Consider the following 22,571-nt stretch of genomic DNA (forward strand, 5'->3'; position numbering starts at 1 on the left):
CGCCGGTCAGGCGTCGGGCGGCACGCAGACGGTGGCGTCGCCGCGGACCTTGACCTGCTGCTTGCCCGGCAGGAGCTCGTCGAAGTCGTCGCCGACGACCACGACGACGCCGTCGACCGGGGCGTCGCGGCGCACGACCTCGGTGTCGGCGCCGAGGTGGGTCCGCACCAGCCGCACCGCGGGGTTGGTGGGGTCGTCGGTCCAGATCTGGGCGCGGGCCACGTCGGCGTCGCCCGGCGCGTCCTGACCACTGCCCCGGGCGAAGCCGGCGTCGACCAGTCCCTGCAGCGTCCGCCCGGCCAGTCCCGAGCGGTCGCCGGCGTTGAGCACGCTGACGAGGACCTGGGCGCTGCTCAGCGTCGAGCCGCGGGCCACGTCGGTCTCGACGCAGGCGCTCGAGGAGGCCTCGTCGGAGTCGGAGAAGGGGGCGGTGACGGCCGAGAGGCCCCACGCCGCCCCGGCCACGAGCAGGACGGCGAGCACGGTCAGCGTGATCGCCGAGCGGGCCTGGGCGCTGTTCACGACGCGGTCCCCGCGCCGGTCCCGACCACGGCGTGCACGCGCGCGTGCAGCACGGTGCGCTGCTGAAGCGCCGCGCGCAGCGCGCGGTGCAGACCGTCCTCGAGGTAGTACTCCCCGCGCCACTCCACGACGTGGGCGAAGAGGTCGCCGTAGAAGGTGGAGTCCTCGTCGAGGAGCGCGGCGAGCTGGAGGGTGTCCTTGGTGGTCACCAGCTGGTCGAGGCGCACCTGGCGCGGCGGCACGTCGGCCCAACCGCGCGAGGACAGGCCGTGGGCGGGATAGGGACGGCCCTCGCCCACGCGCTTGAAGATCACGCCGCGACTATAACCAGCCCGACGTGCGCCGTGGCCGCGGCGAGGCGGCCCCGCCGCACCCCGGACGGGTCAGGCCGACCAGCGCAGCGAGTCGTCGACCAGGTCGGCGAGGGCGTTGACGCCCCGCAGGTCGGCGCGCTCGCCCATGAGGCGGGCGAGGGCCTGCGAGTGGCGGGTCTTGAGGTCGCGCTGCTGGCGCGCACGCTCGAGGTCCCGGTCGGACACGGTGGGGTTCTCCATCATCGGCCTCCCTGACTGGTGCCTGTCGGCGTGACCGGGACCCGTGTCCCGGTCGGAGGCTCCAGCGTGGGGTGCGTCGATGGCCGCACTGTTGAGCGCGGGTTACGAGCAGGTCTCACGTGCCGTGACGTACGACTCGCGGTCGACCGCGCCGTTCCGCCCCGCCCGCGGCCGTCGTGTGCTGCTGACGGGCGCGGGACGGGCGAGGGGCCTCACAGGGTGGGCTCGCTCCAGGCGTTCTGGATGACCTCGATGCCGCGGTCGCGGGTGACCAGGCGGGCCCGGCCGGCCGGGGCGGGCAGCGGACGCAGGTTGCGGATGAGCGGCCCCTCGTCGGGGCTGCCCGAGAGCAGCATGCCCGGCATGGCCAGGTCGCGCAGCGACTGGATGACCGGCTCGTAGAGCGAGCGCGAGGCGCCGCCGGAGCGGCGGGTGACCACGACGTGCAGACCCACGTCGCGGGCCTGGGCGAGCATCGGCTGCAGCGCCTGGAGCGGGGAGCTCTGCTGGGTGGCGACCAGGTCGTAGTCGTCGACGAGCAGGAACACCTCCGCGCCGGCCCACCAGCTGCGGTTGCGCAGCTGGTCGGGGGTGACGTCGGGTCCGGGGATGCGGTTCTCGAGGTAGGTCGCGAGGTCCTTGAGCACCGGCGTGGCCTGCGTGGCCGAGGTCATGTAGTTGAGCAGGTAGTCCTCGGGCACCTCCCCGAGCAGCGAGCGGCGGTAGTCGACGAGGAAGATCTGGGCCTGCCGGGGCGTGCGGGTGCGCACGATCTCCTGGGCGTAGGAGCGCAGCAGGGCGCTCTTGCCCGACTGGCCGTCGCCGAAGACCAGCAGGTGCGGCTCGGCGTCGACGTCGAGCCCCACCGGGGCCAGCTCCTTCTCGTTGATGCCGAGCAGGATCGGCCCGCCGGGCTTCTCGGCCGCGGGGTCGACCTCGGCGAGACCGGCGAGGCGGCGCACCTGCTCGAGGTCGATCCGCTCCGGCAGCAGCCGCAGCTTGGGACCGGCAGGGCCGGTCCAGGCGTCGGCCACCCGGGTGATCAGGTCGTCGACCCCGTCGCCGAGGTTGTCGGCGGAGGCGTCGCCGTCGATGCGGGGCAGCGCGCCGAGGAAGTGCAGCTTGCTGCTGACCAGGCCACGGCCGGGCCGACCGGCCGGCACGAGGGCGGCCACCTTGCGGTCGATCTCGGAGTCGATGTGGTCACCCAGCTTGAGCTCCAGGCGCGTGCCGAGCACGTCGCGCATCGCGGCGCGCATGTCCGACCAGCGCGCGGCGCCCAGCAGCATGTGCAGACCGAAGGTCAGACCGCGCCCGGCGAGCTGCTGGAGCTCGATCTCGATGTCGTCGAAGTCGGCGCGCAGGGTGCTCCAGCCGTCGACGACGAGGAACACGTCGCCGTAGCCGTCGTCGGCGCGGCCCTGGGCGCGGCGGCTGCGGTAGGTCTCGATGGAGTCGATGCCGTGCGCGCGGAAGTAGGCCTCGCGCCGGTCCACGATCCCGACGACCTCGGCGATGATGCGCCGGATCACGTCGGGCTCGGAGCGCGTCGCGACCCCCGAGACGTGGGGCAGGCGGGCCAGCGGGGTGAACGTGCCGCCGCCGAAGTCGAGCACGAAGAACTGCGACTCGGTGGGCGTCGTGGTCAGCGCCATGCTGGTCACGACGCTGCGCAGCAGGGTGCTCTTGCCCGAGCGCGGCCCGCCGACGACCACGACGTGGCCGGCGGCGCCGGTGAGGTTGACGGTGAGCGTGTCGCGGCGCTGCTCGCGCGGGCGGTCGACGGTGCCGAGGGGGATCGTGAGGCCGGGCAGCTCGCGCCAGCGGCGCGAGACCAGGCCGAGCTCGGGATCGGCCTCCAGGTCGCCGAAGAGCTGGTCGAGGGTGTCGGGCACGTCGAGCGGCGGCAGCCAGACCTGGTGGGCCTCGGGGCCGTGCCCGACCATGCGGTCGACCGCGATGTCGAGCAGGGACTTCTGCTGGCCCTCCTGCTTGGCCGCGGGCCGCGGTGCCTCCTCCGGCTCGGGTGCGCTCGGCACCTCGAGCATCTGCACCTCGGAGACGGTGAAGGGCAGGATCCCCTGCACGTGGCCGCCCTCGTCGCGGATCACCCGGGTGCGACCCGACGGCGGGCCCGAGACGTAGGCGGCCTTGAAGCGCACCATGCTGGTCGGGTCGGGCTTGAGGTAGCCCAGGCCGGGCACGGCCGGCAGCTCGTAGGCGTCGGGCACGCCGAGCACCGCACGGGACTCCTGGGCGCTGAAGGTGCGCAGGCCCACGCGGTAGGACAGGTGCGACTCCAGGCCGCGCAGCCGGCCCTCCTCCAGGCGCTGGGAGGCCAGCAGCAGGTGCAGCCCCAGCGAGCGGCCGAGGCGGCCGATGGCCACGAAGAGGTCGATGAACTCCGGCTTGGCCGAGAGCATCTCGGAGAACTCGTCGACCACGATGAAGAGCGAGGGCATCGGCTCGAGGTCCTCGCCGGCGGCGCGGGCCTTCTCGTAGTCGCGGATCGAGGCGTAGTTGCCGGCGGCGCGCAGCAGCTCCTGGCGGCGCACCATCTCCCCCGACAGGGCGTCCTGCATGCGGTCGACGAGGGTGAGCTCCTCGGAGAGGTTGGTGATGACCGCGGAGACGTGCGGCATCTCCGACATGCCGGCGAAGGTCGCGCCGCCCTTGAAGTCGACCAGCACGAGGTTGAGCTGCTCGGGGGAGTGTGTCATCACGAGACCGAGCACCAGCGTGCGGAGGAACTCCGACTTGCCCGATCCCGTGGCCCCGATGCACAGGCCGTGGGGTCCCATGCCCTGCTGCGCCGACTCCTTGATGTCGAGGTGCACCAGCCCGCCGCCCTCGCCGTTGCCGATCGGCACCCGCAGGCGGTCGCGCGCGGGCCGGGCGCGCCAGGCCACCGCGGGGTCGAAGGTGTGGACGTCGCCGAGCGAGAGCAGCTCCATGAAGTCGGTCGGCCCGGTGATCTCGCCGCCGGAGGGCGCGGCGTCGCCGCCGGTCGCGGCCACCGTGTGCAGCGGGGTCAGGCGCCGCGCGAAGGCCTCCGCGGTGGCCAGGTCGCACTGGTCGGCGCGCGCCCGGATGGGCTCCTCGCGCAGGCGCAGCGCCTCCACCGGCACGCGGCCGTCGGCGCCGACCTCGCCGCCGAAGAGCAGCCGCAGGCTGCTGGCGTCGTCCATCTCGTCCCACCGCGAGGGCAGGTCGAGCACCGTCACGCCGTGCAGGCCGTCGGGCGGGATGACGTGGTTGCCCGGAGGCAGCGTGGCGCCGTCGAGCACCAGCAGCAGGTGGGGCGTGGCCGGCCGCTCGTCGGCCCCGAAGCGGGGCCGGTCGGAGAGGTCCTCGGGCAGCAGGGCCGCGAGGTCGTCGAGGGAGGTGCTGACCATGCGCATCGGCCCGACGGCGTCGGTGGCCCGCGGGCTCAGGCTGTGGGGCAGCCACTTGACCCAGTCCCAGTGGGCCAGGGTGCGCTCGGAGGCCAGGACCGCCACCACGAGGTGGTCCGGCGACTGGAACGCCGTGGCCGAGCAGATCAGCGCCCGGGCCAGCGCGCGGGTGGGGTCGTCGGGCCCGCACAGCTCGAGGCGGTCGAAGGCGCGCAGGTCGACCGACGCGGGGAGGTCGGGCTGCAGCCGGTGCACGACGAGCAGACGGTGCAGCGCCGAGGCGGCGGCCGGGTCGACCTGGTCGATCGGCGCCGACTCGGGCGGCACCAGCTCGAGCCCGAGCGGCTGGGCGCACACGCCGTACCGGACGTGGAGGAACTGGGGGTCGGCGGTGCCGTGCTCCCAGACCCGCGAGCGCTCCTCGGCGATCGCGGGCAGCGAGGAGGGCTCGGGGTGGTGCCAGGTCAGCGCGCGGCGCTGCTGGTCGGCGGCGTCGCGGGCGATCTTGCGCACGCCGGCGAGGTAGCGCAGGTACTCGGTGCGCGAGCCCGTCACGCTCTGGGCGCGCTGCTTCCGCTGCCGGTCGATCTGCACGACGATGAAGCCCAGGGTGGCGAAGAGGAACATGCCGGCCGCGATGTAGGAGCGCCCGCCGGTCTGCCCGCCCATGCTGGCCACCAGCACGATCGAGCCGAGGCTGCCGAGCATCGGGATCGCGTTCATCAGGACGCCGCCGGCGCCCTCGCTGTCCTCGATCTCGGGCGGGGCCTGCAGGACGATCTGACCGGAGGGCATCTCCGGCTCCTCGAGCCGGTGCCCGCGCAGCGTCGTGGTCAACGAGGTCCCCTCGGGGTCGGTCTGGCCGGGTGACGGGGCTCCGACCGGGGTCGCGCCGCGCGACCGGGTGGGGTGGTCGGGCTGAGGTCCAGCGATGATAGGCGCCGCACCGCCGACCGACTACCCTGCGTGCGACCGGGCCAAACCGCCCGGGCACGCCCCCTGGTCCGGCGCCGGCCGGGGGGCCCGGGCGCCAGGCGCGTGGAGCAGCCGTGGCCGGAGCGAGCAGCAACGTCGGTGACAGCGTCGCGCTGACCGTGCACGGGCCCCGCGGGTCCCTCGACCTGGTCGTGCCCACGGCGGTCACCGTGCTCGACGTCGCCCGGGAGTACGCCACCCAGGCCGGCCTGGCCGACGTGCCGCCGCTGGGCACCCACCGCGGCGCCACCCTCGAGCCCGGCGCCTCCCTCGCCGGGTCGGGCGTGCGGGCCGGCGACGTGCTCGTCGCCCTCACCGCCCCCACCACGGCCCCCTCGCCCTCCCGGTCACGGCGCGGCTCCACCGGACCCTCCGACGCGCCCGGCGCCCTGGCGGTGGTCTGGCTGGCGCTCGCCGCGGCGACCGCGGTGCTGGCGGGGCTGCTCGCCACCCGCGCCGACGGCACGACCCGCGACCTCACGGTGGGGCTGCTGGTCGCCGCCGCCGTGGTCGGCGTGATGCCCGTCGGTCGTCTCGCGGGCCACCGTGCCCTGGCCGCCCCGGTCTTCGCCGGCGCCGCCGCGCTCGCGGTCGTCTGGGACCCCGAGCCGGCCCGGCTGCCCACGGTCATCGGCCTCGCCGCCCTCGTCGCGGCCCTCACCGCGGCGGTGGGCCGCTCGCTCGACCAGCGGCAGGAGGAGGGGCTGCGCGTCTGGATCGTCGTGGGCTCCCTGGTCTTCGTGCTCGCCACCGGCTGCGCGCTGGTCGGCCTCGAGCCGCCGGTGGTCTGGTCACTGCTGCTCGTCGTGGCCGTGCTGGCCCCCCGCTTCGTCCCCGCCTACGCCGTGGACGTGCCCGACCAGCTGCTCGTCGACCTGGAGCGCCTCGCCGTGAGCGCCTGGTCGGCGCGGGAGCGTCCGCGCGGGCGGCGCGGTCGCACCGTCGTGCGCCCCTCCGCGGTCGAGACCGTCGCCGAGCAGGGCGCCCGCACGCTGACGGCCTGGTCGGCCGCGGTGCTGGTGCTGGTCGCGGTCGCGGCCCCCCTGCTGCTGGCCTCGGCCACCCTGCCGGTCGACCGGGTGGGTGCGCGCGTGCTCGTCGGTCTCAGCGGCGCCGTCCTGCTGCTGGCGGCCCGCAGCTACCGCCACGTCGCGGCGCGGGCCCTGCTGCGGTGCGCAGGCCTCGTGTGCTGGCTCGTGCTGCTCGTCGCGCTCGTCGGGGCGCTGCGCGAGGGCGCCGGCACCCTGCTCGCGGTCGGGTCCGTGCTGCTGGCCGCGCTCGTCGTGCTCGTCGCCGTCGCGACCGGCCGGGGGTGGCGCTCGGCCTGGTGGTCGCGGCGGGCCGAGGTGGCCGAGGGTCTCGTGGGGGCCGGGGCGCTGGCCAGCGTCGTGGTCGCGGTCGGGATCTTCCGCGTGCTCTGGGAGAGCATCAACCTGCCGGGCTGACCCGTCGTGGGGACCTGGCGCGAGGGCCGCGCCGCCACGGCGAGCCGCGCCCGACACGCCGCTGCGGCCGGGGTCCTGCACAGGTCTGCGGCGGGCCAGGTTTAGCCCCAGGGGCCCCGGGTAGACCGATGCGTGTCCGCCACCGGCGCCGCGCAGGACGTCTTAGCGCTCGTCCCGCGTCGCTCCGGTCCCGGGCCCCGGACCACGGCACAGCGACACCCCCACCCCCGCGCGGCGAGACGGCCGCACCCCCGAAAGAAGGAGTTGGCATGTCCAACGAGTACGGCCAAGGCGAAAAGGTCCTCTCCCGCGCAGCCGGCATGGTTGCGGAGGCCAAGGGCGACTTCGACAACATCTCCAAGACCCTCATGGGCAACGTCGAGCAGCTCAAGTCCCAGTGGGGCGGCCAGGGCTTCCGCGCCTTCGACACGCTCTCGCAGGAGTGGCAGGCCAAGCAGAACAAGATCCTGAGCGCGCTCAACGTCTTCGAGTCCAACCTCCAGACCACGGAGAAGGACAACGTCGCCACCGACGAGTCGCAGTCCTCGACCATGGCGTCCATCAGCGCCGGCCTCGACGCCGCTCCCGGCGTCTGACCCCCCACAGACCACAGCAAGGAGACACAGCCATGTCGCTCGACGGAATCAAGGTCAACCACGCCGGACTCGACACCGGTGCGCAGGACCTCGCCACCGGCGTGAAGAACATCGAGAACCGCCTGCAGCAGCTCGAGGACGAGCTCAGCGAGCTCAAGGGCGCCTGGGTCGGCAACGCCCGCCTCGCCTACGACGACGCCAAGCGCAAGTGGGACCAGGCCATCCTGGAGATGAAGGACCTGCTCGCCCGCACCAGCAACGCCGTCGCCACCGCCAACACCGAGTACCGCGAGGCCGACAAGCGCGGCGCCGGCCTCTTCGGCGGCTGAGCCCAGCACCCACCCCGAGGGGGTCGGCACCGTCCGGTGCCGGCCCCCTCGTCGTGCCGCCCGCCCCCGTCGCGCGGCACCGCTAGCATCACTGCCGGTCTGGACCGGGGAGTCCGTGGACCACCACGGGGTAGACCGGTGGGCGATCGACCCAGCGCACAGCACCGGAGGGACCTCCGGTGAGGAGAAGGAGACGCCGATGAGCCAGGCGCCAGTGAGCGCGACCGGCCTGGTGCGCGTGACCGTCGCCTCCGGCACCCGCCGGGTCGACCTGGTCCTGCCCGGCTCGGTGCCCGTGGCCGAGCTCGTGCCCGAGCTGGCCCGCAGCGTCGGCCTGCTCGACGCCCTCACGGTCTACGGCGGCTACCGCGTCGTGACCGCGGAGGGTCGCGAGCTGGCCCCCGACTCGGGCCTGGTGATGCAGGGCGTCGAGGACGGCGGCCTGCTCACCGTCACGGCCGGCATCGACGCCCCCGCGCCCCGGGTCTACGACGACGTCGTCGAGGCGATGACCGACGTCGTCGAGCGCGACCTCAAGCCGTGGTCGCCCGCCTCGGGACGCCGCACGGCGCTGAGCGCCTCGGGGCTGCTGATGGCCCTCGGCGCCGTGGCGCTGCTCGTGCAGAGCGACGCCCGGCTGGCCGGCACCGCGGCCGCCGTGGTCGCCGCCGTGCTGGTGGCGGGCGCGGTGGTGCTCTCCCGCGCGCAGCGCGAGGCCGAGGCCGCCGTGGCCGTGGCGTGGATGGGCTGCCTCTACGCCGCCGTGGCCGGGCTGGTGCTCGCGGAGTCGGCGTACGACGCTCCCTCGGCGGTGGTCAGCGCCGGTGGCGCGGCCCTCGTGGCCGGGCTGGTCGCGCTGGTGGGGCTGGGGGAGGGGCGCACGCTGGTGCTGCCGCCGGTGGTGGTGGGGGCCGTCTTCGTGGCCACCGGCCTGCTGATCCGGGTCGCCGACCTCGACACGGCGGTGGTGCTGACCACCGCGATGGCCTTCGTCGTGCTGGCCGGCAGCGTCTTCCCGTGGCTGGCCCTCGGGCTGACCGGCACCACCGTCGAGCAGATCTACTCCGTCGCCGACATCACGACCGACCCCGACGAGATCGACCCCGTGCGCGTGAGCGCCGACGCCCGCGTGGCCCACGAGATCCTGGTGGCCATCTCGGCCACGGTGGGCCTGCTGCTGGTGCTGGTCGTGCCGCTGGCGGTCGGGCTCGGCCTGTCCGGCACCCTGCTGGCCGTGGTGGCCTGCCTCGTGGTCATGCTCCGCACCCGCCAGTACCGCACCGGCTCCGAGGTGCTGGTCGGCCTGGTCAGCGGCATCGTGGGGCTCGGCGCGGTCGCGCTCTCACTGATGTACCTCCAGCCCGAGTGGCGGCCCACGACCGCGGTCGTCCTGGCCGCCGCGGGCGCCGTGCTGCTGGCGGTGACCCTCCTGCCCCGCACCCCGTCGGTGCGCGGCGGCCGCTTCGGCGACGTGGTCGAGACCGTGGCGCTGCTGGCGATGCTCCCGCTGCTGGTGCTGGCCAGCGGCCTGTTCTCCTCGATCACGGGCTGACCCGGTGGCGACCAAGAAGGACCTCGTCGAGGCCCACGCCTTCAGCCGGCGCCGGCTCGTCACCGCCTTCGTCTCCGGCGCCCCCGGCGGCCGCGAGGTCGAGCCGGCGCGGCCGGGCCGCACCCTCATCGGCGGCGCGGCGCTCGCCGTGCTCCTGGTGGCCGGTGCCGCCATCACGGGCATCTTCACCGACCGCACCCCCGAGGGCTGGGACGAGCCGGGGCTGCTGATCTCCGAGGACGAGGGAGCCTCCTACGTCGTGCTCCTCGACGGCGAGGGCAACCCCGAGGCGCGCCCGGTCGACAACGTGGTCTCCGCGCGCCTGGCGCTGCAGGGGCAGCTCGACGAGCCCACCACCATCGCCCAGGACACCATCGACACGCTGCCGCTCGGGCCGGAGATCGGCATCCTCCAGGGGCCCGAGACGCTGCCGGGCTCCGACGAGATGGTCGAGAGCGGGTGGACGGCCTGCACCGGCCCGGCCAAGGCGCTCCAGGTCGACGTCTCCGCGCGACCCGACGCCACCCCGATCGGCGAGGGCCAGGCCTTCGTGGTCAAGAGCGAGGGCGAGGTCTGGGTGGTCGCGACCGCCCCGGCCACCGTCGACACCCCGGCCCAGGCCTACCGGTACCTGCTGTCGATGGACAACGGCCGCGACTTCTTCCTCAACGAGTTCGGGCTCTCCACCCAGGCCCAGGCCACCGCGGTCAGCGGCGACTGGCTGCAGCTCTTCCCCGAGGGCGACCCCCTCGACCTCGACTCCTTCGACGTCGGCGAGGTCGGCGGCGAGGTGCCCGGGCTCTCCCGCGCCGAGGGCGTGGCCGGCGACTACGTCGCCACCGACGACGGTGGCGGCTACGTCCTCACCAGCGACGGCCCCGGCCTGCTCGACCCCTTCGCGCTCGCCGTCTACGCCAACGCCGCGCGCGGCACCGACCGCGAGCCGCTCGACATCGCTCCGCCCGACGTGGACCAGAACCGCGACGTCTACGCCGGTGCGCGCTGGCCGACGGCGGCGCCGGAGCAGGCCGTGCCCAGCGGCCAGTGCGCGCTGCTGGAGACCGACCCCGAGGGCGCCCCCCGCGCCCAGGCCTACGCCGAGCCGGGCGAGGACGCCAGCGCGGCCGACCTGCCGCGGGCCGAGCGCGACGTCCGGGTCGAGCCCGGCGCGGGCGCCATCTTCGTGGTGGGCGACTGGTCGGGCGCGCCCAGCACCAGCACCTTCGTCGTCGACTCCACCGGCACGGCCTTCAACCTCGAGGGTCCCGACACCCTGACCTACCTCGGCTACGGCGACATGACCCTGCCGGTCGTGCCCGACGCGTGGCTCGACATGTTCGACACCGGTGTCGTCCTCTCACCCGAGCTGGCCCTGTGCCCGCCGCAGAGCGTCGAGGAGGCCACGGAGTGCGCGTGACCCGGCGGTCCGCCCCGGCTGGCTCGAGCAGGCCCGAGCGGCGGCACCGCTCGCGGGTCGTGGTCGGCGGGCTCGCCGTCACCGCGCTGCTGGGCACGCTGCTGCCGCCGCCGCCGCCGGCCGGCGCCGCCAGCCCCTTCGGGCAGGGCTGCGACCAGGCCTTCGAGGAGGGCACGGAGGTCAGCGAGCCCCTGACCGGCGACAGCCTGCCCCTCGAGGCGATGGGCGTGCCGGCGGCGCAGGAGGAGCTCGCCGCCCGGGGCGTCGAGCCCGGGGCCGGGGTCACCGTGGTGGTGCTGGACTCGGGCGCCGTCGAGGTCCCCGCGGTGCCGGCCGGCGCCGTGCTGCCGAGCCAGGCGGGCGGCGGACGCCCGCTCGACCACCGCGGCACGACCTTCGCCGGCATCGTGGCCGGGGCGTCGTTCACCGAGGAGGGCGCCGAGCGGCCGACCCCGATCGGCATCGCCCCGGGGGCGCAGGTGGTCTCGGTGCGGGTGCTCGACGACGTCGACCCCGACGCCGAGGGCGTCGGGGCGACGACCGAGGCCCTGACCGCCGGGCTGCGCTCGGTGCTGCCGCTCGTGCGCGCCGCCGACCGGACGGTGGTGGTTGCGGTGCCCGTGGCGGTGCCGCGGGACCGCGCGCTCGAGGCCGCCGCCGAGGAGCTGTGGGACGCCGGGGCGATCGTGGTCGCCGGGGTCGGCGACCGCCCGGTCGTCGATGAGGCGCGCCCCGACAGCGCCGACGTGCCGCTGGCGCGGCCGTCGGCCACCGAGGACGCCGCCGACGTGCTGGGCCCGGCCGGCGCCGGGCACGTCGTGGGCGTCGCCGCCACCGACGTCGCCGACCCGCTGCGCTCCTCCGCCGTCGACGTCGCCGCCCCCAGCGTGGGCGCGCTGTCGTGGGCGGCCAACGGTGCCCCCTGCATCGCGCCGGGTCCCTCGACCACGATCGCGACCGCGGAGGTGGCGGGGGTGCTGGCCCTGCTGGTCTCGCGCTTCCCCGGCGACTCCCCGCAGCAGCTCGTCGACCGCCTGGTCGGCACCGCCGCCGGACGCGCCGACGTCGCGTCGCGGCTCACGGGGGCCGGGCTGGTGCAGGCCGCCGAGGCGGTCACCCGGCCGCTGCTGCCGCAGCGCTCGGGCACCTCGGGGGAGACCACCGTGGCCCGTGACACCGCCAGTGCGCTGGCCCCGCCGCCGGTGAGCGACCCGCTGGCCGGGGCGCGCGACGAGGCGCTGTGGTGGGGGTTGCTCGGAGGCGGCGCGCTCCTGCTCGCGCTGGTGCTGCGACCCGTGCTGGCCCGCCGCCGCTGACGGTCGGCCGGGAGCCCTGCCGGTCGGACGGGGCCGGCCGGGTCAGGAGCGGCCGGGTCAGGTGCGGTCGAGTTCCTGGCTCCCACCGGGCGGGCTCGGGTCGGCCGGCGGGGGTGACGCGGGCAGCAGCACCGGCACCGCCGTGCGCAGGGCGGCGGGCAGCGCCGAGATCGTCACCAGCGCCACGAAGCCGCTGATCATCTTGTCGCCCAGCGACACCATCAGGTTGGCGACCGCGAGGGCGGCGAGCGAGGGGACGCCGAGGTCGAGCACCGAGTCGGTGACCATGTCGCCGCCGTTGCCGGTGCCGCCGTCGAAGCGCCAGACGAGGATGGGCACGGCCACGGCCGAGCAGGCCGCGGCCACGAGCACGTTGAGCGCCAGGAACCGCGGCAGGCTGCGGCCCAGGCCCCACCGCCGCGCGCCGTAGCCCCAGACCAGCGCACCGGCCACGTTGACCAGCGCGAAGGGCACCGACGAGGGGCCGCTCTCGGCCACGCCCAGCAGGTTGGTGGCCAGGCCCACCGCGGCGCCGCGCCACGGCCCGAGCGCCAGCGCCGCGATCGCGGTGCCGACCATGTCCAGGTGCACCGGCAGCTGCAGGAGCTCGACCAGCGAGCGGCCCAGCAGGTTGACGACGACGCACACGACCAGGAGCAGGAGCAGCCCACGCGGCGGCACCCCCGTGCCGGCCCCGGACGACGGGTCGGGCCCGGACGGCGCGGGCGGGGGGTCGACGGGGCGGGCCGTGCGGCCCTCCGCGCCGTCCGCCGCGTCGGCCCCGTCGGGGGCGGAGAGTGCTGGGGGTCCCGGGGGTGCTGGGGACGCTGGGGGCGTGGGTGGCACGGAGGGTTCCGAGGGGTGGGCCGGGGCGGTCGGCCGCGGCCGCCGGCACTGCTCGACCCACGCGTCGACGCGCTCGTCCTCGGCGCCGAGCGCGTGGGCGATCTCGCGCACGAGCGGGAGGTTGACCCGGGTGCGACCGGTGCGGAAGGCGTCGTAGACGGTGGTGCGGGCGACCCGTGCGGCGTGCGCCGGGGTGCCCGCCGCCTCGCGGGCGCCGCTGACGCGGCGGGCGATCTCGGCGTACGACGGGTCGCCGACCCGGGCGCGCAGGGCCTGGAGCTCCAGGGCCAGACCGTCCCACCGCGAGGGGTCGCCCGACCCGCTGGGCCCCCCGGCCGTGTCCTGCTCCACCGATGGCCCCCCGAGTGACCCGACGACGTGCGGGCGCGCTCCCGGTGGGCCCGCCCGAGGCCGAAGCATACGGCGGTGTCGGGAGTCCCTCCGGCCCGCCGTCCCGGGCGCGGTCCGGCGTGCCGGGGGCCCTGCTGCGGAACCCGACGCTGTCCGGGATCGTCCGAGAAACCGCGTCCGGCCCCGCCGGGGCCCGACTCCGACGTAGAACTGCACCACTGACTCGTCTCCCTGCCCCCTCGCCTCCACCAGACCCGTCCCGGCGACACCGCCGCCCCGTCCGACGAAGGACCCCCCGTGCCGATCTACTCCGTGACCGACGACCGTGGCCGCACCCGCCTCGTCGCGTCGCTCGCCGACGCGCTGCGCCAGGCTGGTGGCAGCCGGCTGAGCGACGAGCAGCTGCAGCTGCTGCCGCCGGGGGTGCGCTCACGGCTGGCCGAGGAGGCGGGGGTGCGCACGGCGATCGCCGAGGAGTTCGCCCCCTTCGCCTCCCAGGCCCGCGAGGTCTGGGACGCCGCGGCGCGCGCCCACCGGGGCCGCTTCGAGGTGCTGCGCGCCTCGCTGCGCCGGCTCGAGACCGACGACGAGCACTACCGCACCGCCACGGAGGACGCCGCCCAGCTGGTGACGCACCCGGCGGTGGCGACGATGAGCGACGCCGACTTCCGCCGCGCCGCGCGGCTCTCGGCGAGCCGGCACGGCTTCGACTGGCAGGCCTACCGCGACCACTTCGAGTGGCACGTCGAGGCCACGGGCAGCCACCCGCGCTCGGCCGCTGCGGTGGTGGCCGAGATGGTGCGCGACACGGTCGCCTTCCACAACGAGGAGCAGATCGGACAGGTGCGTGACCGCGCCTCGCTCGAGCGGCTGCGCGACTGGGCCACGGTGCTGCTCGACACCGCCGAGGCCTTCGGGCTCGACGTCGACGACCTCATCCGCGAGAGCGCGGGCTGAGCGGGCCCCGGAGGCGGTGGCCTCGCGGGGCGACGGGTGCCGACAGACAGCGACGGCGCCGCACGAGTGCGGCGCCGTCGAGTGGCGGAGGATAGGGGATTCGAACCCCTGAGGGCTGTTAACCCAACCCGCTTTCCAAGCGAGCGCCATAGGCCACTAGGCGAATCCTCCGCGCAGGAGCGTACCCGTGGCGGTCCTCGCGGTGAAATCGCACCCCCGCGGGCGGCTCCGGAAGGGCCCCGGGCCGGGACGGCCGGCCGGTCGCGGGCTCGTGTTGGCGCTGCTGCGGGCCTCACCTACACTCGTGGCCAACCCCCCGTGTGGCGGCATCTCGCCGAACTCCCCCAGGGCCGGAAGGCAGCAAGGGTAAGCGAGCTCTGTCGGGTGCGCGGGGGGCCTTTTCATGCCCGCACGCGGAGGGCGCCGACCGCGTCCGCGCGGGTCGCTCCCGCGGTCGCGCCGCCGCCCGTGGTGGTTGTCGGAGCGGCCGTCTAGGGTCGGGGCGTGGACTCACCGCTCGCCCTCTACCGCCGCTACCGGCCGGAGTCCTTCGCCGAGGTCATCGGCCAGGACCACGTGACCGAGCCGCTGCGCGCGGCGCTGGCCAACAACCGGGTGAACCACGCCTACCTGTTCTCCGGGCCCCGCGGCTGCGGCAAGACCACCTCGGCGCGCATCCTGGCCCGGGCGCTCAACTGCGAGCAGGCGCCCGTCGCCGACCCGTGCGGGGAGTGCGACAGCTGCCGCGACCTGGCCCGCGGCGGCCCGGGGTCGATCGACGTGATCGAGATCGACGCGGCCTCCCACGGCGGCGTCGACGACGCCCGCGACCTGCGGGAGAAGGCCTTCTTCGCGCCCGTGCGCAGCCGCTACAAGGTCTACATCATCGACGAGGCCCACATGGTCACCACGCAGGGCTTCAACGCCCTGCTGAAGCTGGTCGAGGAGCCCCCGCCCCACCTGCGCTTCATCTTCGCGACCACCGAGCCCGACAAGGTGCTGCCGACCATCCGCTCGCGCACCCACCACTACCCCTTCCGGCTGATCCCGCCGCGGCTGCTGTCGTCGTACCTCTCCCAGCTGTGCGAGCAGGAGGGCGTGCCGATCGAGCCGGCGGCGCTGCCCCTGGTGGTCAGGGCGGGTGCGGGCTCGGCCCGCGACACGCTCTCCGTGCTCGACCAGCTCCTGGGCGGCTCGGGTCCCGCCGGCGTCACGCACCAGCTGGCGACCGCCCTGCTCGGCTACACCCCCGACGCGCTGCTCGACGAGGTCGTCGACGCCTTCGCCGCGGCCGACGGCAGCGCGGTCTTCGGGGTGGTGGACAAGGTCGTCGAGACCGGCCAGGACCCCCGCCGCTTCACCGAGGACCTGCTGCGCCGCCTGCGTGACCTCGTCATCGTGGCCGCGGTGCCCGACGCGCCGGCGACCGGGCTCATCGACGTCTCCGAGGACCAGGGCGAGCGGCTGGTGGCGCAGGCCGCACGCTTCGGCAGCGCCGAGCTGACCCGTGCCGCCGACCTCGTGGCCGCGGGACTCACCGAGATGCGCGGCGCCACCGCCCCACGGCTGCTGCTCGAGCTCATCTGCGCCCGGGTGCTGCTGCCCGCGGCCGACCACTCCACCGAGGGCCTCATGGCGCGCCTCGACCGCCTCGAGCGCCGGGTGGCCATCAGCGGCACCCCCTCGGCAGCGGCCTCGCCGGTGCGCGCGGGCGCGCCCGTCCAGGACCGCCCGCACCGCGAGGCCTCCCGGGTCGAGCCGCCGCTGGAGCCGGAGCCGGTCGCCGCCCCCGACGCCGTCGTGCCCCGCATCAGCTCCGAGGTGGTCGTGCCCCCGGTGGAGGAGTCGGCCGTCCCCGGCACGGAGCACGAGCGCGCGCCGGCGCCGCCGCGCCGGCCCGAGCCGCCCGCCCCGCCCGCCGAGCCGCAGCCACCGTCCGTCGCCGCGGCCGCGGCCGCACCGCCCGCCCCGCCCGTCGAGGCGTCGGAGCCGGAGCCCGCTCCGCCGGCCCCGGCCCCACCGGCTCCCGCGCCGGCACCCGCGCCGGCGCGGGAGCCCGCCCCCGCCGCTGCGGCGGGCCCGGCGGCCGGGCTGAGCCTGGTCGACGTACGCCGGCTCTGGCCGGACATCGTCGAGGCCACGAAGCTGCGCCGGCGGGTCACCTGGATCCACCTCACCCAGCACGCCCAGGTCGTCGGCGTCGACGCCAAGACCCTCACCCTCGGCTTCTCCAACTCCGGGGCCCGGGAGTCGTTCGAGAACGGCGGCAGCGGCGAGATCGTGCGCCAGGCCGCCATCGACGTCGTGGGCTCCGACTGGCGCATCGAGACCATCGTCGACCCCGGCGCGCAGGCCGAGGGCACGCCGCAGGTGACCCGACCGGCGAGCCCGGCGGAGCCGCTGCGCTCCGAGCCCCCCGAGCCGCCGGCGCGCGAGGAGCCCGCGGGCCCGCCGTCGTGGGCCGACGAGCCCGGACCCGAGGGACAGGGCTCCGAGGGCGCGGGCGCTCCGGGCGCGCAGGGCTCCCCGGGTGTGCCCGACGACCACCACGACGAGGGGCGGACGCCCCGGGCCGACGACCACGGCGCGGTCGACGGCGCCCCGGCCCGGGGCGTCGCCCCCGAGGCGACGGTGGCGGTGGTGCCGGAGGTCCGCACCGCCGGCCCCGACTCGATCGCGGCGGCGCGCGGCGCCATCCAGCAGACCCGCACGGGCGGTGTGGACCGTCCGCGCAGCGACGACCTGGCCGAGCGCGACGCCGACGCCCACCCCGACGACCTCGACGCCGACAGCCACGAGCTGGGGGGCGCCGAGCTGCTGGAGCGCGAGCTGGGTGCCCGGATGATCGAGGAGATCCGGCACCAGTGACCGCCGTCCTGGCGCGACCCGTCATGCTGGGCCCGCACGCACGCACCCGACCGGACACAGAGGTGACCCCATGACGCAGAACCCCTTCGACGCGCTCGGTGGCGGCGGTGGCGGCTTCGACATGAACGCCCTGCTCCAGCAGGCCCAGCAGATGCAGGAGCAGCTGCAGGTGGCCCAGGAGCGGCTGGCCTCGACCACGGTCGAGGGCACCGCGGGCGGCGTGACCGCCACGGTGAGCGGTGTCGGCGAGCTCGTCGGCGTCCGGATCGCCCCCGGAGGCTTCGACGCCAGCGACGCCGAGAGCCTCGTCGACCTCGGCGACCTGGTCGTCGCGGCCTACCGCGACGCCAAGACCCAGGCCGACGCGATGGCCAGCGAGGCCCTGGGCCCGCTGGCCGGCGGCGGCGAGATCCCGGGCATGCCCGGCGGCTCGCTCGGGCTCTAGGTCCGAGCAGCAGGGGAGGGGAGCGCGGTGTACGAGGGTGTCGTCCAGGACCTCATCGACGAGCTCGGGCGCCTGCCCGGGGTCGGTCCGAAGAGCGCCCAGCGCATCGCCTTCCACCTCCTGCAGGCCGACCCGGTCGACGTCCGGCGCCTCGCCGACGTGCTGATCGAGGTCAAGGCCAAGGTGAAGTTCTGCTCGATCTGCTTCAACGTCTCCGAGGACGAGCAGTGCCGGATCTGCCGCGACCCGCGGCGCGACCCGACCGTGCTGTGCGTGGTCGAGGAGTACAAGGACGTCGTGGCCATCGAGCGCACCCGGGAGTACCGCGGGCGCTACCACGTGCTGGGCGGGGCGATCAGCCCCATCGACGGCATCGGGCCCGACCAGCTGCGCATCCGCGAGCTGATGATGCGGCTGGCCGACGGCACGGTCACGGAGACGATCCTCGCCACCGACCCCAACCTCGAGGGCGAGGCCACCGCGACCTATCTCACGCGGATGCTGCGCCCGATCGGGTTGCGCGTCACGCGTTTGGCGAGTGGACTGCCGGTGGGTGGTGACCTGGAGTACGCCGACGAGGTCACCCTCGGACGTGCTTTCGCAGGGAGGCGAGCAGCAGAATGACCCCGACCCAGACCTCTGACCCGGCCACGGGCCCCGCGGTGCGCGAGACCGGCGCGCCCCTGGCCGCCGGCGCCGAGCGCCCGGCCCTCGACGCCGAGACCGAGGAGTTCGCGCAGCAGATCGCCGACCAGGTGGCCAGCTTCCTGCTCGCGCTGCGCGCGGTCTCCCAGGAGCCTGACGCCGGCCGCACCATCTCGCTGCTGCTCCTCGAGATCAGCCAGGTGCTGCTCGCGGGCGCGCGCCTGGGCGCCCAGCGCGACTTCACCCCGATCGCGGAGTACCAGCCCGACGTGGGCCCCGAGGCCGACCTCGACGAGATGCGGCTGCGGCTGGCCGAGCTGCTGGGCGGTCTCGACACCTACGCCTTCGTCTTCGACCCCTACGTGCCCGAGGTCGTCGAGGGCCAGCTCTCCGACGACCTCACCAGCATCGCCAGCGACCTCGAGAACGGCCTGCGCCACTACCGCGCCGGCAACGTCGAGGAGGCGCTGTGGTGGTGGCAGTTCTCCTACGTCTCCTCGTGGGGCAACCTCGCCGGCGCCGCGCTGAACGCGCTGCTCTCGGTGGTCGCCCACGACCGTCTCGACGTCGACCTCGACCTCGACGCCGACCAGGTCGCCGCGGCCGATGAGATGCTGGCCGATGAGATGCTGGGCGGGCGGGCCACGACGCCCCGATAGACTCCGTCACCGGTCAGGACGCGGTGCACAGGCCGCGTCTCACGCAACACCGGGACCTCGAGGGACATTCATCGTGGGCATTGTCGTCCAGAAGTACGGCGGGTCGTCGGTCGCCGACGCCACCGGCATCAAGCGGGTCGCCCAGCGCATCGTCAACACCCGCAAGCAGGGCCACGACGTCGTGGTGGTCGTCTCGGCCATGGGCGACACCACCGACGAGCTGCGCGACCTCGCCGAGCAGGTGACGCCGCTCCCGCCGCCGCGCGAGCTCGACATGCTGCTCACCGCGGGCGAGCGGATGTCGATGGCGCTGGTCGCGATGGCCATCGCGCAGCTGGGCCACAAGGCGCAGTCGTTCACCGGCTCCCAGGCCGGGGTGATCACCGACTCGGTGCACGGCAAGGCGAAGATCATCGACATCAGCCCCGGGCGCATCGAGCAGGCCATCGCCGACGGCGCGATCGCCATCGTCGCCGGCTTCCAGGGCGTCTCGCAGGACACCAAGGACGTCACCACGCTGGGCCGCGGCGCCTCCGACACCACCGCGGTGGCGCTGGCCGCCGCGCTCGGCGCCGACGTGTGCGAGATCTACACCGACGTGGCCGGCGTCTTCACCGCCGACCCGCGCATCGTCCCGGCGGCGCGCAAGCTCGACCGCGTCTCCACCGAGGAGATGCTCGAGATGGCGGCCTCCGGGGCCAAGATCCTCCACCTGCGGTGCGTCGAGTACGCCCGCCGCTACGACGTACCGATCCACGTCCGCACCTCGTTCGACACCGTCGAGGGCACGTGGATCCTTCCCGACCACCGTTCAGGAGAGAACCCCATGGAGCAGGCGATCATCGCGGGCGTCGCCCACGACCGGTCCGAGGCCAAGATCACCGTCGTCGGGGTGCCCGACAAGGTCGGCGAGGCCGCCCGCATCTTCGAGACGCTGGCCTCCAGCGAGGTCAACATCGACATGGTCGTGCAGAACGTCTCGGCCGCCGCGACGGGCCTCACCGACATCTCCTTCACGCTGCCCCGCGAGGACGGCCAGAGCGCGATGGGCGCGCTCGCGCGGATCCAGGACGAGGTCGGCTACGACAAGCTGCTCTACGACGACCAGATCGGCAAGGTCTCCCTCATCGGCGCCGGCATGCGCTCCCACCCGGGCATCACCGCGAAGTTCTTCTCCGCGCTGGCCTCGGCGGGGGTCAACATCGGCATGATCTCGACCTCGGAGATCCGGATCTCGGTGATCGTCGACGAGGGTCAGATCGACACCGCCGTGCAGGCCACCCACACCGCCTTCGACCTCGACGCCACCGAGGTCGAGGCCGTCGTCTACGGCGGCACGGGTCGATGAGCGGGCTGCGCATCGGCGTCGTCGGCGCCACCGGCCAGGTCGGGGTGGCGATGCGCCAGATCCTGGCCGAGCGCAAGGTGCCGGTCGAGGAGATCCGCTTCTTCGCCTCCGCGCGCTCCGCGGGCCGCACGCTCGACTTCGAGGGCCGCGAGGTCGTGGTCGAGGACTCCGAGACCGCCGACCCGACGGGTCTCGACATCGCACTCTTCTCCGCCGGCGCCACCGCCTCGCGGGCGCTCGTGCCGCGCTTCGTCGACGCGGGCGTGGTCGTGGTCGACAACTCCAGCGCCTTCCGCAAGGACCCCGCCATCCCGCTGGTCGTCTCGGAGGTCAACCCCGAGGCCGCCCGCGAGGTCATCGCCGCGCGGCGCGGGATCATCGCCAACCCCAACTGCACCACCATGGCCGCCATGCCGGTGCTCAAGCCGTTGCACGACGAGGCGGGCCTGGTGCGCCTGATCGCCTCGACCTACCAGGCCGTCTCCGGCTCCGGCATCGCCGGCGTCGACGAGCTGGCGGGCCAGGTCTCGGCGGCGGGGGAGGGGAGCCGCGAGCTGGCCTACGACGGCTCGGCCGTCGCCTTCCCCGACCCCCGGGTCTACGCCCGCACCATCGCCTACAACGTGCTCCCGCTGGCGGGCTCGATCGTCGACGACGGCCTGGGCGAGACCGACGAGGAGCAGAAGCTGCGCCACGAGTCGCGCAAGATCCTCGGCATCCCCGACCTGCGCGTCTCGGGCATCTGCGTGCGCGTGCCGGTCTTCACCGGCCACTCGCTGGCGATCAACGCCGAGTTCGCCGAGGCGATGACGCCGGCCCGTGCCGCCGAGCTGCTCCGCGACGCCCCGGGCGTCGAGCTGGTCGACGTCCCGAACCCGCTGGCGGCGGCCGGGCGCGACCCGTCGTACGTCGGGCGGCTGCGGCAGGACCCGGGCGTGGACGGCGACCGGGGCCTGGCCCTCTTCATCAGCAACGACAACCTGCGCAAGGGCGCGGCGCTCAACACGGTGCAGATCGCCGAGCTGGTCGCCGCCGGCCTCTGAGCGCAGCCCGCTCACGCACCACGCACGAAGGGCGGCACGGTCCACCGGACCGTGCCGCCCCTCGCGGCGTCTGCGACCAGCTCAGTCGTCGGGGTCGATCAGCGTGGTGACCCAGTGGGAGAACAGGTAGGTCACGCCGGTGACCAGCGGGATGACGAGCACCATCCACCACTCCAGCAGGCTGTCGACGAGGAAGAGCAGGCTCACCACGCCGAGCAGGCCGATGGCCAGGAAGCTCGTGCTCCCGGCGTCGCCGACGCGGAAGAGACGCAGGAGGGCCGTGCCCAGCACCACCATCGCCGCCATGATGGCCAGCAGCGCCAGGAAGCCGGGTCGGCCGCAGGTCGAGGTGCCGCGCACGGCCTCGCAGCCGGCCAGGGCCAGGGTCGTCAGGGCCACGGTGACGATGCCGACGACCAGACCGGTGACCGCGGCCGCCACGGGCCCGCTCACGGCCTCCAGGGCCGTGCCCAGGCCCGGACGGGGCGCCGTCGCGGGACGGGGCTCGTCGGCGACACCGACCGCGGCCGCGGTCGCCGGGGCGGTCGTCGGGGTGGGAGCCGAGGGCGCCGCCTGAGCGGCGGCGGGCCTGGGGGCCGCGGAGGGAGACGCGGCCGGGGTCGGGGCAGGAGCCGGCGCCGGAGGGGCGACGGCGGACGGCGCGGTGCTCGGCGCCTGGCTCGGCGCCGCGCCGCCCGTGGACCGCTCGGACCTGCCGGCCCGGCCGAAGCGGCGGCCGCGGGGAGTCTCGGCCGCCCCGGGGGCCGACGGCGGGGCAGGGGCCGCCGGGGCGGTGCTGCGCGCGGGCGGCGGCTCCGGGGCCTCGACGACCGGCAGCGGGGCGGTGCTCGCGGCGTCGGAGGTGTCCGCGGGCGCCGCGGGGCCGCTGTCGACGGGACGCGAGGCGGGGGGCTCCTCCGGCGGGGCGGCGTCACGCTTGCGGCGACGCTTGAGCCCGAAGGACGGCACCTCCAGCGACGGCGCCTCGGGTCGCTGCTGCTCGTCTGGCATGCGGCCAGTCTGACACGCAGCGGCGGGTCGCGTCCGCGGGTCCGCGGGGCGCGCCAGCACTCCTCGCCCCGATCGTCGCCGTGCTCACCGGCACCCTCGGGTCCCGGGACCACGAAGGGCCCGGATCCTGGTGGATCCGGGCCCTGATGGTCGGGCTGACAGGATTTGAACCTGCGGCCTCCTCGTCCCGAACGAGGCGCGCTACCAAGCTGCGCCACAGCCCGATCGTGACCACCGGCGATGCCGGGCTCACAAGCACGGGAGCATACCCGAGCCGCTCCTGCGGCCCCCAATCGG

General features: G+C 75.2%; 19 protein-coding genes, 2 tRNA genes and 1 other RNA gene. 14 read left to right on the forward strand and 8 right to left on the reverse strand.

The window, feature by feature from the left end; genetic code table 11:
* Positions 1 to 6: 6 nt before the first annotated feature.
* From ASF47_RS06175 to eccCa, 4 genes are all read right to left on the reverse strand, one after another.
* Positions 7 to 522: a LytR C-terminal domain-containing protein gene (locus tag ASF47_RS06175; protein ID WP_056863147.1), complete on the reverse strand. Its 516-nt coding sequence runs from the start codon at positions 520 to 522 to the stop codon at positions 7 to 9.
* Entirely contained in the window at positions 519 to 836 is a 318-nt protein-coding gene (locus ASF47_RS06180; protein WP_056863148.1) for a type II toxin-antitoxin system VapB family antitoxin, read from the reverse strand. The genes ASF47_RS06175 and ASF47_RS06180 overlap by 4 nt, the downstream gene beginning before the upstream one ends.
* Positions 837 to 905: 69 nt before the next feature.
* Positions 906 to 1,061, reverse strand: coding sequence for a hypothetical protein (locus tag ASF47_RS20990; protein WP_162242262.1), 156 nt, complete (start codon positions 1,059 to 1,061; stop codon positions 906 to 908).
* Positions 1,062 to 1,288: 227 nt separating this feature from the next.
* Complete coding sequence (eccCa, locus tag ASF47_RS06185; RefSeq protein ID WP_235558661.1) at positions 1,289 to 5,308, reverse strand: type VII secretion protein EccCa; 4,020 nt, start codon at positions 5,306 to 5,308, stop codon at positions 1,289 to 1,291.
* A gap of 212 nt (positions 5,309 to 5,520) precedes the next feature.
* On the opposite strand from eccCa, the gene ASF47_RS06190 reads away from it, so the two are divergent.
* The 6 genes from ASF47_RS06190 (at position 5,521) to ASF47_RS06215 (ending at position 12,101) form a co-directional block, all read left to right on the forward strand.
* Positions 5,521 to 6,891, forward strand: coding sequence for a hypothetical protein (locus tag ASF47_RS06190; protein WP_056863149.1), 1,371 nt, complete (start codon positions 5,521 to 5,523; stop codon positions 6,889 to 6,891).
* 269 nt (positions 6,892 to 7,160) lie between these two features.
* Entirely contained in the window at positions 7,161 to 7,487 is a 327-nt protein-coding gene (locus ASF47_RS06195; protein ID WP_056863150.1) for a WXG100 family type VII secretion target, read from the forward strand.
* Positions 7,488 to 7,519: 32 nt separating this feature from the next.
* Complete coding sequence (locus ASF47_RS06200; protein WP_056863151.1) at positions 7,520 to 7,816, forward strand: WXG100 family type VII secretion target; 297 nt, start codon at positions 7,520 to 7,522, stop codon at positions 7,814 to 7,816.
* A 199-nt stretch (positions 7,817 to 8,015) separates the two neighbouring features.
* Positions 8,016 to 9,368: a type VII secretion integral membrane protein EccD gene (gene eccD / locus ASF47_RS06205; protein WP_056863152.1), complete on the forward strand. Its 1,353-nt coding sequence runs from the start codon at positions 8,016 to 8,018 to the stop codon at positions 9,366 to 9,368.
* A gap of 4 nt (positions 9,369 to 9,372) precedes the next feature.
* Positions 9,373 to 10,785, forward strand: coding sequence for a type VII secretion protein EccB (locus ASF47_RS06210; RefSeq protein ID WP_056863153.1), 1,413 nt, complete (start codon positions 9,373 to 9,375; stop codon positions 10,783 to 10,785).
* Positions 10,782 to 12,101, forward strand: coding sequence for a S8/S53 family peptidase (locus ASF47_RS06215; RefSeq protein ID WP_156697775.1), 1,320 nt, complete (start codon positions 10,782 to 10,784; stop codon positions 12,099 to 12,101). The genes ASF47_RS06210 and ASF47_RS06215 overlap by 4 nt, the downstream gene beginning before the upstream one ends.
* A 57-nt stretch (positions 12,102 to 12,158) precedes the next feature.
* Here the strand turns inward: ASF47_RS06215 and ASF47_RS06220 are convergent, their stop codons facing one another.
* On the reverse strand, positions 12,159 to 13,298 hold the full coding sequence (locus ASF47_RS06220) for a hypothetical protein (RefSeq protein ID WP_056863155.1): 1,140 nt from the start codon (positions 13,296 to 13,298) through the stop codon (positions 12,159 to 12,161).
* Between the two features lie 297 nt (positions 13,299 to 13,595).
* Here ASF47_RS06220 and ASF47_RS06225 point away from each other — a divergent pair, with 297 nt between their 5' ends.
* Positions 13,596 to 14,255: a hypothetical protein gene (locus ASF47_RS06225; protein ID WP_056863156.1), complete on the forward strand. Its 660-nt coding sequence runs from the start codon at positions 13,596 to 13,598 to the stop codon at positions 14,253 to 14,255.
* Between the two features lie 82 nt (positions 14,256 to 14,337).
* On the opposite strand, the gene ASF47_RS06230 is transcribed toward ASF47_RS06225, so the two are convergent.
* A tRNA-Ser gene (locus ASF47_RS06230) sits at positions 14,338 to 14,426 on the reverse strand.
* Between the two features lie 139 nt (positions 14,427 to 14,565).
* On the opposite strand from ASF47_RS06230, the gene ffs reads away from it, so the two are divergent.
* The 7 genes from ffs (at position 14,566) to ASF47_RS06260 (ending at position 21,263) form a co-directional block, all read left to right on the forward strand.
* An RNA gene (gene ffs, locus ASF47_RS20590) (signal recognition particle sRNA small type) lies at positions 14,566 to 14,656 on the forward strand.
* A 103-nt stretch (positions 14,657 to 14,759) separates the two neighbouring features.
* Entirely contained in the window at positions 14,760 to 17,123 is a 2,364-nt protein-coding gene (locus ASF47_RS06235) for a DNA polymerase III subunit gamma and tau (protein ID WP_056863157.1), read from the forward strand.
* A 70-nt stretch (positions 17,124 to 17,193) separates the two neighbouring features.
* Complete coding sequence (locus ASF47_RS06240) at positions 17,194 to 17,568, forward strand: YbaB/EbfC family nucleoid-associated protein (RefSeq protein ID WP_056863158.1); 375 nt, start codon at positions 17,194 to 17,196, stop codon at positions 17,566 to 17,568.
* 27 nt (positions 17,569 to 17,595) lie between these two features.
* Complete coding sequence (gene recR / locus ASF47_RS06245; RefSeq protein ID WP_056863159.1) at positions 17,596 to 18,192, forward strand: recombination mediator RecR; 597 nt, start codon at positions 17,596 to 17,598, stop codon at positions 18,190 to 18,192.
* Positions 18,189 to 18,872, forward strand: coding sequence for a DUF5063 domain-containing protein (locus tag ASF47_RS06250; RefSeq protein ID WP_082500080.1), 684 nt, complete (start codon positions 18,189 to 18,191; stop codon positions 18,870 to 18,872). Before recR ends, ASF47_RS06250 begins: the two co-directional genes overlap by 4 nt.
* Before the next feature lie 73 nt (positions 18,873 to 18,945).
* A complete protein-coding gene (locus ASF47_RS06255; protein ID WP_056863160.1) occupies positions 18,946 to 20,220 on the forward strand; it encodes an aspartate kinase in 1,275 nt (424 codons plus the stop codon).
* Positions 20,217 to 21,263: an aspartate-semialdehyde dehydrogenase gene (locus ASF47_RS06260; RefSeq protein ID WP_056863161.1), complete on the forward strand. Its 1,047-nt coding sequence runs from the start codon at positions 20,217 to 20,219 to the stop codon at positions 21,261 to 21,263. Before ASF47_RS06255 ends, ASF47_RS06260 begins: the two co-directional genes overlap by 4 nt.
* 81 nt (positions 21,264 to 21,344) lie before the next feature.
* On the opposite strand, the gene ASF47_RS06265 is transcribed toward ASF47_RS06260, so the two are convergent.
* Together ASF47_RS06265 and ASF47_RS06270 are read right to left on the reverse strand one after the other, a co-directional pair.
* Positions 21,345 to 22,274, reverse strand: coding sequence for a hypothetical protein (locus tag ASF47_RS06265; RefSeq protein WP_056863162.1), 930 nt, complete (start codon positions 22,272 to 22,274; stop codon positions 21,345 to 21,347).
* 147 nt (positions 22,275 to 22,421) lie between these two features.
* Positions 22,422 to 22,498 (reverse strand) — tRNA-Pro (locus tag ASF47_RS06270).
* Positions 22,499 to 22,571 lie beyond the last annotated feature (73 nt).

It is taken from the genome of Nocardioides sp. Leaf285, assembly GCF_001422955.1.
Lineage (GTDB): Bacteria > Actinomycetota > Actinomycetes > Propionibacteriales > Nocardioidaceae > Nocardioides > Nocardioides kribbensis.